10 protein-coding genes are annotated in these 13,130 nt (G+C 34.2%); 7 read left to right on the top strand and 3 right to left on the bottom strand.

What is annotated here, in order from left to right; translation table 11 throughout:
• The first annotated feature begins 36 nt into the window (after positions 1-36).
• From aspS to FUA24_RS14225, 3 genes are read left to right on the top strand one after another with little or no spacing between them, the layout of a single operon-like run.
• Positions 37-1,791, top strand: a complete 1,755-nt coding sequence (gene aspS / locus FUA24_RS14235; protein ID WP_148543448.1) for an aspartate--tRNA ligase — start codon at positions 37-39, stop codon at positions 1,789-1,791.
• A gap of 46 nt (positions 1,792-1,837) precedes the next feature.
• Complete coding sequence (locus tag FUA24_RS14230; protein WP_148543446.1) at positions 1,838-3,625, top strand: chloride channel protein; 1,788 nt, start codon at positions 1,838-1,840, stop codon at positions 3,623-3,625.
• A 6-nt stretch (positions 3,626-3,631) separates the two neighbouring features.
• Positions 3,632-3,871, top strand: a complete 240-nt coding sequence (locus FUA24_RS14225) for a hypothetical protein (protein WP_148543444.1) — start codon at positions 3,632-3,634, stop codon at positions 3,869-3,871.
• Positions 3,872-3,947: 76 nt separating this feature from the next.
• Here FUA24_RS14225 and FUA24_RS14220 read toward each other — a convergent pair whose 3' ends face one another.
• Entirely contained in the window at positions 3,948-4,397 is a 450-nt protein-coding gene (locus tag FUA24_RS14220; protein WP_148543442.1) for a nucleoside deaminase, read from the bottom strand.
• A 39-nt stretch (positions 4,398-4,436) separates the two neighbouring features.
• On the opposite strand from FUA24_RS14220, the gene dxs reads away from it, so the two are divergent.
• Entirely contained in the window at positions 4,437-6,191 is a 1,755-nt protein-coding gene (gene dxs / locus FUA24_RS14215) for a 1-deoxy-D-xylulose-5-phosphate synthase (RefSeq protein WP_148543441.1), read from the top strand.
• Between the two features lie 34 nt (positions 6,192-6,225).
• Here the strand turns inward: dxs and dgt are convergent, their stop codons facing one another.
• The gene (gene dgt / locus FUA24_RS14210) at positions 6,226-7,548 is read right to left on the bottom strand and encodes a dGTP triphosphohydrolase (RefSeq protein WP_148543440.1); all 1,323 of its coding nucleotides are present in this window, start codon (positions 7,546-7,548) and stop codon (positions 6,226-6,228) included.
• A gap of 164 nt (positions 7,549-7,712) precedes the next feature.
• Between dgt and FUA24_RS14205 the strand changes: the two genes are divergently transcribed.
• From FUA24_RS14205 to FUA24_RS14195, 3 genes are all read left to right on the top strand, one after another.
• Positions 7,713-8,054 (top strand): carboxypeptidase-like regulatory domain-containing protein, encoded by a 342-nt coding sequence (locus FUA24_RS14205; protein ID WP_148543439.1) that lies wholly within the window; start codon positions 7,713-7,715, stop codon positions 8,052-8,054.
• A 318-nt stretch (positions 8,055-8,372) separates the two neighbouring features.
• Entirely contained in the window at positions 8,373-9,686 is a 1,314-nt protein-coding gene (locus tag FUA24_RS14200) for a hypothetical protein (RefSeq protein ID WP_148543438.1), read from the top strand.
• A gap of 70 nt (positions 9,687-9,756) precedes the next feature.
• Positions 9,757-12,591 (top strand): TonB-dependent receptor, encoded by a 2,835-nt coding sequence (locus tag FUA24_RS14195; RefSeq protein ID WP_148543437.1) that lies wholly within the window; start codon positions 9,757-9,759, stop codon positions 12,589-12,591.
• Positions 12,592-12,663: 72 nt separating this feature from the next.
• Here the strand turns inward: FUA24_RS14195 and FUA24_RS14190 are convergent, their stop codons facing one another.
• On the bottom strand, positions 12,664-13,014 hold the full coding sequence (locus tag FUA24_RS14190; protein WP_148543436.1) for a toxin-antitoxin system YwqK family antitoxin: 351 nt from the start codon (positions 13,012-13,014) through the stop codon (positions 12,664-12,666).
• Positions 13,015-13,130 lie beyond the last annotated feature (116 nt).

Raw genomic sequence — 13,130 nt, 5'->3', positions numbered from 1 at the left:
ACTTCATTAAATTTGCACTTCAATTTTAATTAAGATATGTACAGAAGTCATAACTGCGGAGAATTAAGGTCTGCAGATATAAATAAAGAGGTTACCCTAGCAGGTTGGGTTCAAAAATCTAGAGATAAAGGTTTTATAGTTTGGGTAGATTTAAGAGATCGATACGGAATAACCCAATTGGTTTTTGATGAAGAACGTACTTCTAAAGAATTAATTGAACAGGCTCAAAATTTAGGTAGAGAGTTTGTTATTCAAGCTAAAGGTAAAGTAGTTGAGCGAGCTTCTAAAAATGGAAATATTCCAACTGGAGATATTGAAATTTTAGTTTCTGAATTAAACATTCTTAATGAGGCTGTCTTACCTCCATTTACTATTGAAGATGATACCGATGGTGGAGAAGAATTACGCATGAAGTATCGTTATTTAGATATTCGTCGTAATCCGGTTAGAGAGAGCCTAATATTTAGACATAAGGTTACTCAAGAAGTAAGAAACTATTTGTCTAACGAAGGGTTTATTGAAGTAGAAACGCCTTATTTAATTAAATCTACACCAGAAGGCGCTCGTGATTTTGTTGTGCCTTCAAGAATGAATGAGGGTGAGTTTTACGCACTCCCACAATCACCTCAAACTTTTAAGCAATTGCTTATGGTTGGTGGCATGGATAAATATTTTCAAATAGTAAAATGCTTTAGAGATGAAGACTTAAGAGCCGATAGACAACCCGAGTTTACACAGATAGACTGTGAAATGGCGTTTATTGAGCAAGAAGACATCCTTAATGCTTTTGAAGGGTTAACTCGCCATTTACTTAAAGAAATTAATGGTGTGGACATTGAAAAGTTTCCTAGAATACAATATGATGACGCCATGCGTTTATATGGAAATGACAAACCAGACATTAGATTTGGAATGGAGTTTGGTGAACTAAACGAAGTTGCACAACATAAAGACTTTAAAGTTTTTAATTCTGCTGAATTAGTAGTTGGTATTGCGGTACCAGGAGGGAACAGCTATACGCGTAAGGAAATTGACAAATTAATTGATTGGGTTAAGCGTCCGCAAATTGGCGCTTTAGGAATGGTATATTGTAGATGTAATGATGATGGTTCATTTAAATCTTCAGTAGATAAGTTTTACGACCAAGAAGATTTAGCAAAATGGGCTGAAGCAACAGGAGCTAAAGCAGGGGATTTAATTTGTGTGCTTTCTGGAGACACTAACAAAGTTAGAGCACAACTGAGTGCTTTGCGTATGGAATTAGCAGAACGCCTAGGTTTGCGTAAACCAGATGAATTTGCACCACTTTGGGTAATGGACTTTCCGCTATTAGAATGGGATGAAGAGACAGAACGCTACCATGCTATGCACCATCCATTTACATCACCTAAACCTGGACAACTAGAATTATTAAAAACAGACCCCGGAGCTGTTAAAGCTAATGCTTACGATTTAGTTCTAAATGGAAACGAAATAGGTGGTGGATCTATAAGAATTCATGATAAAGAAACCCAAGCCTTAATGTTTGATTATTTAGGGTTTACTGAAGAAGAAGCTAAAGCGCAATTTGGATTTTTAATGGACGCCTTCCAATACGGAGCACCACCACATGGTGGACTAGCGTTCGGATTAGATAGATTGGTAGCCATTTTGGGTGGACAAGAAACTATACGTGATTTTATTGCATTCCCTAAAAATAACTCAGGACGTGATGTAATGATCGATGCACCTGCGCCAATTGATGATGAACAACTAGAAGAATTAAGTTTAAAACTAAACTTGAAATCATAAAACATTAAAATCCTGCGTAACGCGGGATTTTTTATTAATTTTAAAAATGCCTATTAAAGTTAGAAGCCTTTTACGAAAATTTCTAATCTGGAAGTACAAACACATTTCTGAACGTCAGTTTGTTTATATTCTAAGTATTTTAGTAGGGTTTTTAGCGGGAATAGGTACCGTAGTTCTTAAAAACCTCACCTATTACATAGGGCACTTATTTAATCTTTATATTTTTAAAAATTACCAGAGCACGTTGTATTTCGTACTCCCGATAATTGGCCTTTTATTAGTTTACATCATTAAACAAACTTGGTTAAAAAAGCATATTGGTCATGGTATTTCAACGACGTTACATGCTATTTCTAAGCTTAATGGAATAATTCCTAGATACAATATTTATGCAGGTTTAATTACTGCTCCTTTAACTGCTGGTTTTGGTGGATCTGTAGGTTTGCAAGGACCTGCTGTTAGTATTGGTTCCGCTTTAGGTTCCAATACTGCAAGGTTATTTCATATGAATACTAAAACTAGAATGCTACTTATTGGCTGTGCTTCGGCTGGTGCCATGGCTTCTATGTTCAAAGCGCCCATTGCCGCAATTATCTTCGCTATAGAAATTTTTAGTTTAGATATTGCCTTCACATCATTAGTTCCATTATTACTGGCTTCAGTATCCGCCGTAGTAACGTCTTACTTCTTCTTGGGAACAGACGTTTTACTCCGTTTTGAATTAATTGATAAGTTTGAAATAAATGATATTCTATTTTATGTATTACTAGGGCTAGTAACTGGGCATATGTCTGTCTATTTTTCTAAGGTATTTTTCAGTATTACAAACTTTTTTAAATCTTTTGAAAGCAGAGCTAAAAGACTATTAATAGGAGGTATTGCTATTGGAACTATGCTGTTTTTAATTCCGCCATTATATGGTGAAGGTTACGGTATTATGAACAACCTCTTAAAAGGTGATCATTTAGCAGCAATTGGAAACACCCCTTTTAATCTTGACTTAGATAACATTTGGATAGTCATAGGCCTATTATTTGGCATTACTTTGTTTAAAGCCATTGCAATGACTACTACATTCGGTGCAGGTGGCGTTGGTGGTGTATTTATTCCAACACTAGTTATGGGAAGCGCATTAGGAAATGCTTTTGCCAAGGTAATTAACAACATTGGTTTTGGATTTGACGTTTCGGAATCTAATTTTACCTTAATAGGAATGACAGGGCTAATGGCAGGAGTACTACATGCTCCACTTACTGCTATTTTCTTAATAGCAGAAATTACAGGTGGTTATGAATTATTTGTACCGCTAATATTGGTATCCGCCATTTCTTTTGCTATTACGAAATACTATGTTTCTCATTCTGTATATACTTTAAAACTTGCCAAACGTGGTGAACTCATTACACACAACAAAGACCAAAATGTGTTAATGATGTTAGAAATAGATAAGGTTATAGAAACTAATTTTGTGATTCTAAAACCAGAAATGACGCTTGGTGATATCTTAAAAAATGCTGTAGCCAAATCTTCAAGAAATCATTTTCCTGTAGTTAGTAAAAAACATGAATTCTTAGGTGTAATAAGACTTGATGATATAAGGCATATGATGTTTAATACTGAACTCTATGACAAAGTAACTGCCGAAGGTTTAATGCATGCTGATGCGGGCATTATAAACTATGATGAGGACTCTATGAATGATATTATGATGAAATTTAAAACCTCTGGCGCTTGGAATTTACCCGTGATTAAAAATGGAAAGTATTATGGGTACATTTCTAAATCAAAACTATTAACTGCTTACCGAAGACAACTAATTAATGTAACACATTAGTAAAAAATGATAAAAAAGATAACTTTTATTCTATTTTTGGCCTCTGTCGGATCAATTTTAACTGGTTTCCTTACCAATTTAGAATATTCTCAAAAACTCATTGGCTTTGGTGTTGTAGGTTTGTTTTTATTAGTTTTTCCTTTGTTTTCATATTACCGTTGGAAAGACAAAGACATTAAAGACTACATGCTTACTAAAGAGAATCTGGATAAAATGAAGGAGTCTCAGGAGGAGGATAAACATTAACCTTTGTCATGCAGAGCGTAGCGAAGCGTCTGTTTCTACTTGCAGATTCTTCTGTCGTACCTCCCACAGAACAATGTCAATTCAAATTACGTTTAGTTACAAAGAAACGTTTCAGCAATTCGCCAGCTTCTTCTGCCAAAACGCCACCTTCCACCTTAGTCTTAGGGTGTAATTGTGTCTTCATTGTTATGAATCCACGCTCTAAGTCTCTTGCCCCATAAACAACTTTTGAAATCTGACTCCAATACAAAGCCCCAGCACACATCTGGCATGGTTCTAAGGTAACATACATGGTGCAATTTTTAAGATATTTACCCCCTAAAAAGTTAGCGGCAGCTGTAATAGCTTGCATTTCGGCATGAGCGGTAACATCATTCAACATCTCCGTTAAATTATGGCCTCTTGCAATTACTCGGTCATCAACAACTATAACCGCTCCAACAGGAATTTCGCCTTTTTCAAAAGCTATTTCTGCCTCCTGTAACGCTTTGCGCATAAAGTAAGTATCGTCGAAAGGTTTTATCATAATAGCAAAAATAACAATTCATTCTCGTACTTTTGCCATGTGCAAAAACCATTTTTACAACATATTAATTACCCTAAAGACTTGCGTAAGTTATCTATAGAAGACTTACCAAACCTTGCAAAAGAATTACGCGAATTCATTATTAATGTAGTGGCTACCAAAGAGGGGCATTTAGGAGCTAGTCTTGGTGTTGTAGAATTAACAATTGCATTACACTACGTTTTTAATACACCAGAAGATCTATTAATCTGGGATGTGGGTCATCAAGCATACGGACATAAAATCCTAACCGGCAGAAAAGCCATTTTTGAAACCAATAGACAGTTAGGGGGTATAAGCGGTTTTCCCAAACGTGATGAAAGTGCATATGATGCTTTTGGAGTTGGACATTCATCTACTTCAATCTCGGCAGCCTTAGGAATGGCCATTGCATCACAACTAAATGGTGAGGATAAACATCATATCGCTGTTATTGGAGATGCCTCTATTGCTAGTGGAATGGCTTTTGAAGGACTAAATCATGCAGGAGTTACAGACGCCAATTTATTAGTGATTTTAAATGATAATGCCATTGGTATTGACCCTAGCGTTGGTGCATTAAAGCAATATTTAACCAATGTTAAAAAGGGAACAAACAGACGTAATAATATCATTGAAGCATTGAATATAGATTACTCGGGACCTATTAATGGACACGATATTAGCAAAATTGTTTCAGAATTAGAGCGACTTAAAAAAATAAAAGGCCCCAAATTACTGCATGTAATCACTACCAAAGGTAAAGGACTAAAACAAGCAGAAAGAGATCAAGTAAAATACCATGCCCCAGGAAAGTTTAATGCTGAAACTGGAGACCTAATCCCTAAACCAGATGTTAAACAAGCACCTAAATATCAAGATGTATTTGGACATACTATTGTAGAACTCGCAAAGCAAAATCACAAGATTATTGGTATAACACCAGCAATGCCAACAGGAAGTTCCCTAAAGTATATGATGGAACAAATTCCAGACAGAGCCTTTGATGTTGGTATTGCAGAACAACATGCCGTTACCTTAGCTGCCGGTATGGCAACCCAAGGATTAGTTCCTTTTTGTAACATCTACTCTACCTTTTTACAACGGGCTTATGATCAAGTAATTCACGATGTTGCTTTACAAAAGTTACCCGTTATTTTTTGTTTAGATAGAGCTGGTTTGGTTGGTGAAGATGGCGCTACACATCATGGTGTTTTTGATTTAGCATATTTAAGATGCATACCTAATCTTATCATTTTTGCTCCCAGAAATGAAGTTGAATTACGCAACATAATGTACACAGCCCAATTAGGTTTAGAAATGCCTATTGCAATTAGATATCCTCGTGGCCGCGGTATTACTTTAGATTGGAAACAACCATTTTCGAAAGTAGAACTTGGAAAAGCTATTCAACTAAAAAAGGGTAAAAACTTGGCTATCTTGAGCATTGGAAGCATTGCTAAAAATGTTTCTGAAGCTATAGAGGGATTAAACGTCTCTCACTATGATCTGCGCTTTGTAAAACCTTTAGATGAAGCTCTACTGCACCGTGTTTTTAAAGAATACCGTACAATTATAACTGTTGAAGATGGCACTATTAAAGGAGGGGTTGGATCTGCTATTTTAGAATTTGCTTCAGAACACAATTACAAAAACACCATTAAAACTTTAGGCATTCCTGATGGTTTTATTGAACACGGTAATGTCAATGAATTACAGAGATTAGTTGGTTTAGATGTTGAAGGCTTAAGAAATGTCTTTACCAAACATATTTAATCTTTTAAACATTATTAAACCATTGCTTTTGATTTTAAAAAGTCACCCCCTCAATGGTTTTAAAATTTAATATAGCCTTACTATCTGACAGCAGAGATACATAATGACAAACCGCCAACAACCTTTGGTATAAATCTTCACTCGAGAAATCTATGGTTTTAGGCAATCCTTTTAAAATAAGTTTGTCGTAGTTAGAAGCATTACCATCAAAATTATTGTTCACCGCTTTAGTATAAACACCTAATAACTTATTTATAATTTGGTATCCCGCAATTTCTTTATTAATTACCTCCTCAGATTGGTAAATTTTTTCAACACTTATTTTAATGATATCATTTATTTGGGCTTCGTATTTACTTTTATCAAGCAAAGCACAATCAAATGAACCATTTAAAATAGCTTCTTCGTTAGTCATGAAAATGTGGACTGCTTCATCTATAAGAGTTCCAATAGCTAAAGCCCTTAGATAACCTATGCGTTCTTGCTTACTAGAAAGGTTATAATAATTCTCAGGAATTATGGTATTTCTTATAATTTTGGACATATATTCTAAAGCAAATTCTTCTTCAATTAACCCTAAGTTTATACCGTCTTCAAAATCTATAATAGTATAACAAATATCATCAGCCGCCTCAACCAAATATGCTAAAGGATGTCGTGAAAAACTTAAATCAGAATTACTTCGTTTTAAAAGACCTAAATCGGTAGCAACACTTTCAAACAACTGTTTTTCAGACTGAAAAAAACCATATTTCTTATCAACTATATGGCTTGTTGGCTTTTTAGGTAAAGACTCTTTAGGATATTTCATAAAAGCTCCTAATGTAGCATAGCTTAACCTAAGATTCTTCTGAGTAATAATTTTAAACCCATTAGCATTTCCTTCAAAATCGCAAAGATCTTGATATGCTTTATCTGTTAATTGCTCTTTGTATTTTAAGCCTTCTCCCGTTTTAAAAAACTCACCAATAGCTTTTTCTCCAGAATGTCCAAACGGAGGGTTTCCAATATCATGAGCCAAAGCTGCAGCCGCTACAATAGCACCAAAATCGTTTATTTGATAGCCATGCACCTCTTTTAAATGCGGGTACTTTTCAAGAAGCTTTTGCCCCACTTTACGTCCTAAAGATCGCCCAACAACACTAACTTCTAAACTATGCGTAAGTCTAGTATGCACAAAATCTGTTTGCGACAAAGGAATTACCTGAGTCTTATCCTGTAAACTTCTAAATTCTTGTGAAAAGATAATTCTATCATAATCTACTTCAAACCCAACACGGGTTTCATCTTGTTCTTTTCGTAATCTTTTATTGGTGTCGCCAAAGCGCTTTAAAGAGAGTAATTGTTCCCAGTTCATAATTTTTGGTTAAAGCAATGGCAAGATAAATAAATTCAGGTTAATTAAATTCTAAAATCTCTTAACATTAAAGTAACCTAAAGTTGAAAAACGATTAACAATTTAGTAACACAAAAAGTACATTTATGTCGGTTATTTGCAGTGCGCAATTTTAAGCACATAAAATGAAATATTTAGCAACCTTAGTATTTATTCTTATAACTTCAATTTCTTTTGCTCAAGACTCTGGTCTTATTGTTGGCAAAGTGTTAGATAAAGAGTTAGATAATACACCTTTAGCTTTTGCTAATATTTCTATCAAAGGAACTGAAATTAGTTCAACTTCGGACTTATCTGGAACGTTCTTATTTGAAAACTTAAAAGATGGTAAATACACACTTGTTTGCAATTTTCCTGGATATGAATCTAAAGAAATCGAAATTCAAGTATCTTCATTTGAACCTGCCGAAATTAAGTTAGCGCTTAACACGTTTAAATTACCAGAAATAGAGACTGCATCTAAATAAAGGCAGAACATTCCTTACTTATTATTCAGGCGTTTGCAATTAAAAGTGCAATGTCCTTTTCGCAAGGTTATTTTCAATTCTAAAATTAGAATATGAAAATTTTCATGTTTATAAAAGACTAATAAAAATTCTTAATAAGAGAGGAATTTTCAATGTTAACAAATTGTTTCTTCAACTATCAAAAAAGAGCGTTTCTCATAACATTAGGATAACTCTTTTATTACTGTTCTTTAATCCACACATAACATCACATTTACATAACAGACGTTTCTTTGCAGCGTAAATTGAAACTAAAAAATTATCTAAAATTTAAACACAATGAAAAAAATATTTTTACCAGTTTTACTTGCTTCTACTTTATTACTTAGTGGTTGTTTTAAAGATGACGACACTCCTATAATTATAGAAGAAGTTACAATAATAAATGGTGGAGATTCTACTCCTAGTGGAACTGAAATTGTTGCCGTAACTGGTATTATTTCTGCTAACACAACTTGGACAAACGACAAAATATATGAGTTAAATCAAAAAGTTGTTGTTGATAATGGAGTAACATTAACTATAAACCCTGGTACTATTATTAAAGGGAAGCCTGGTACTGGTTCTTTAGCATCTGCTTTAATCGTTGCTAGAGGTGGTAAGATAAATGCTGTTGGTACTGCAGATAGTCCAATCATTTTCACGTCTTCAAGTGATAACATCGATGCTGGTCAGACTACAGGTACTAACCTTGACGAATCTAACAGAGGTCTTTGGGGTGGTCTAATAATCTTAGGTCATGCTCCTTGTTCTTTAAAAGGTGATTTAACTGAAGTACAAATTGAAGGAATTCCTGCTGATGATACATTTGGTCTTTATGGTGGAAATGTTGCAGATGATGATTCTGGTATCTTAAGATATGTATCTATCCGTCACGGTGGTGCTTTAATTGGTGAAGGAAACGAAATTAACGGATTAACTCTAGGTGGTGTTGGTACTGGAACTACTATAGATCACGTAGAAGTTGTTGCTAACGTTGATGACGGTATTGAGTTCTTTGGTGGAACTGTTAACGCTACTAACTTATTAGTTTGGGCTCAAGGTGATGATGGTTTAGATATTGACCAAGCTTACTCTGGAACTATTTCAAATGCAGTAGTTGTATTAGGAGACGTTTCTGACCACGCTTTAGAAATTGATGGTAGAGAAGGAACTGCTACAGGTTCTTTTACATTAGAAAATGTAACTTTAATTGGTAACGAAAACACAACTAAAGGTGAGTACGCAGACTACAGAAGTAAAGCTACTGGAGCAACTAACAATGTATATGCAAAAGGATTTAAAGCTAGTTCTGACGTTGAGTTAGATAACAATGCCGTTTCTCAAAATTTCCTAGATGGTAACTTAACTTTCTCTAACTGGGAAGTTGTTGGTTTTGATAATAGCATCTTTGTTGAAAAAGTTGGTTGTGCTCAAAACTGTGATGACACAGATGAAAGTAATGACATTGATGAAGACAAAATCATCTTAAACGATGACTTTACTACAAGAGCTGCTGCTTGGACTTCTCAAGTTACAGAAGGAGCTCAAACTGTAGGAGCAGATACTTCTGTTTTAAGTTGGACTTACGCTGCTTCAAAATCAGCAATCTAAAAAATACTTTATAATAAAGATAAAACAACTACTGTTCGCTTATGGCGAGCAGTAGTTTTCAAATTATATTATGAAAAATATTTATATAGTTTTTATACTATTTCTTATAGGTTCTTTTAATACTGCATTTGCCCAGTCTGGTATTTTAGCTGGAAATGTATTAGATGGAGAATACAACAACGAACCAATGGCGTTCGCTAATATTCTTGTTAAAGGAACCACAACTGGTACTACTTCAGATTTTGATGGTAAATATCAGTTAGAGTTAGACTCTGGTACTTATACTATTATATTCTCATTTGTTGGTTACGAAACTAAAGAAATTAGTAACGTTGTTATTAAATCTGGACAGGTTACAGATTTAGATGTAACACTATCTTCTAATTCTTTAGAAACAGTTGTAATTACTCAAACTGTTAAAAGAAATACTGAAAATGCAGCTTTAGCTCTTCAGAAAAAGTCTGCGACACTTTTAGACGCAATGTCTGCACAGACTATTAAAGCAAGTGGCGCTGGTAACTTAGCAAGCGCAGTAAAAAGTGTTCCTGGTGTTTCAGTTGAAGGAGGTAAATATGTATATGTAAGAGGTTTAGGAGACCGTTATACTAAATCAACTTTAAATGGTGTAGATATTCCTGGTTTAGATCCAGATAGAAACACTATTCAAATGGATATCTTTCCAACAAACATATTAGATAATATTGTTGTTGTAAAATCGGCTGCAGCAGAATACCCTGCAGATTTTACAGGAGGTGTGGTTGATATTATTACCAAAGATTTTCCAACTAAATTTGAAGCTTCTGTTTCTATAGGTGCTGGCTTTAATCCTGATATGCACGGTAAAGACAATTTCTTAATTGGGTCTGGAAGTGACACAGATTTTTGGGGATATGACGACGGAACAAGAAATGTGCCTATAAACAGGTACCAACGTATTCCTGGGACATTCGATAACAGAAACTTATTAAACTCATTAACTGGTCGTTTTGATAGTGAACTTAGAGCACAAGAAGAAACTAGTAAACCTAACTTCGATTTTGGTTTCACATTAGGAGATCAGTTTGAAGTAGGTGAAAATAACAAACTTGGTTACATGGCGTTGTTTTCATACAAAAACAGCACAACGTTTTACGAAAACCGTGTAGACGGTGCATTCTCAATTGATGCCTTAGACAAATCAAACAACAACTTACTTGCTGATAGAATTTCTGAAGGTAGAGAAGGTATAAACAATGTTTTAGTAAACGGTTTAGCAGGATTAACTTTTAAAACGCAGAGATCTAAATACAAAGTAAACATTCTTCATATACAAAATGGAGAGTCTGCTGGTGGTATCTTCAATCAATTAGTTGCTGGTGGTGGTTCCGGTTCTGGTTCTGGTTTAGAGCCTATTAGTAAAGATGCAATTACCTATACAGAAAGGTCTATTACAAATTTATTAATAAATGGTAATCATAGGTTTGGTGCTGAAAATGATTGGACTTTTGACTGGAAATTATCTCCCACGTTTTCTAAAGTACATGATAAAGACCACAAAGTTACTCCATTACAAGAAACTGATGAAGGTGAGTTTGATATTAGCCCATCGTTCGCAACATTTCCTATAAGAATATGGCGTTTCTTACAAGAGGAAAACTGGGCTTCTAAGTTTGACTTCACAAAGAAATATGAAATAGGAGGAAGACCTGCTAAATTAAAATTTGGTGGTGGTTACACTTACAAATTCAGAGACTTTAGTATTGATGACTGGACATTCCAAAACAATGAGCCCGTTGCAGATGGTAATCCTAACAATTTCTTAGCTCCTGAAAATCTTTGGAGTAGAGATAATCCTAATGGAACTAACTTAGTATCAACAGATCAATTTAACCCTGGTGATGCTTACGAAGGAGAACAAAATATAGGTGCTACTTACATTTCAAATGAATTTAACATTACTGAAAAACTTAAAACTATCTTAGGTTTAAGAGCAGAAATTTTCACATCTTACTATACTGGAAGAAATAACAGTACTAGTGAAGACTTCCTAAGAAGAAAAGTTTTAGATGAGCATGATTTTTTCCCTTCGGCGAATTTAATTTATGCATTAACTGAAGAATCAAACTTAAGAGGATCTTATTACAGAACTACAGCAAGACCTTCATTTAAAGAAGCTTCTTTCTCTAGAATCTATGATCCTATTACAGATAGACTATTTATTGGTAACATTAATTTAGTACCTACTTATGTAAACAACTTTGATTTAAGGTATGAACGTTTTGGAGAAGGAGGAGAAATGTTTGCTATTAGTGGTTTCTTTAAAAAGTTTAAAGATCCAATAGAACAGTCTTTCTTTGCTCAAGCATCTACCCAGTTAACCTATGGAAACCTTGGTAATGCAGATGTTTATGGTGCTGAAATTGAGTTTAGAAGAAACTTAGGGTTTATTTCTGAAGAATTAAGCAATTTAAAATTTACTTTAAACGCTTCTTATACCAAATCTGAGTTAACAATGTCTGACGGTGAGTTTGACTCAAGAGTTGCTAACGCTAGAGATGGGCAAACTATTGAAAGAAAAAGGGATATGCAAGGGCAAGCACCTTTCTTAATCAATTCAAGTTTAAATTATACAAATTCAGACTTAGGCTTACAAACTGGATTATTCTTTAATATTCAAGGTAAGACTCTACAAGTAGTAGGTCTTGGAGGTATTCCTGATGTATATACTAAGCCTTTTGAAAGTTTAAACTTTACTTTTAATAAGACTTTTGGAGAAAACAAAAGATCTGCAATAGACTTTAAGATTAATAATATCTTAGGTGCAGAAAAAGAAAGTGTTTTTGAATCTTTCAAAGCTGAAGACAGAGTATACTCTTTAAGACAACCTGGAACTGAATTTTCTCTAGGTTATACACTTAAATTTTAATAGCATTTAGATTTTAGATAAAGAAAAAGCTCCCAAATTGGGAGCTTTTTCTTTTAAAAATGTACTTCTTTTCTATAGGCCATCTGATTTACTTGTATGCGTTACGCTGGCAATTTTTGAATCCACAAAGTTTACCTCTTTTACTTCGCCATTATTCCAGAAAGTCCATTTACCAACTTTCTTTCCGTTTTCATAATTACCTAAAGCAATCTTGTTTCCCTTAGCATCAAAACTAGTCCACGTTCCGTGTAACTTTCCGTCTTGATTGAACGTTCCTTTTTGTTGAACAGTTCCATCTGCATAAAAGTAAGTTGCTTCAACTAAATCTCCTTTTTGTTCATGCTTAACCTTAACATTAGTGTTTTGTGCATAAACTGATGTTCCTATAAATAAAATTGCTAATATTAATATATATTTTCTCATAACATGTGGGGGTTTTAATTAATGATTACTTTACAAATATATAAAATAATTCACTTTAAATAAACATTTACATAACATTAAATTAACATTAAACCCACAATAAGTTGATATACAAC

It is taken from the genome of Seonamhaeicola marinus (assembly GCF_008085455.1).
Note: the sequence above shows the minus strand (reverse complement) of the source record. Positions and strands in the feature narration are given on the sequence as shown.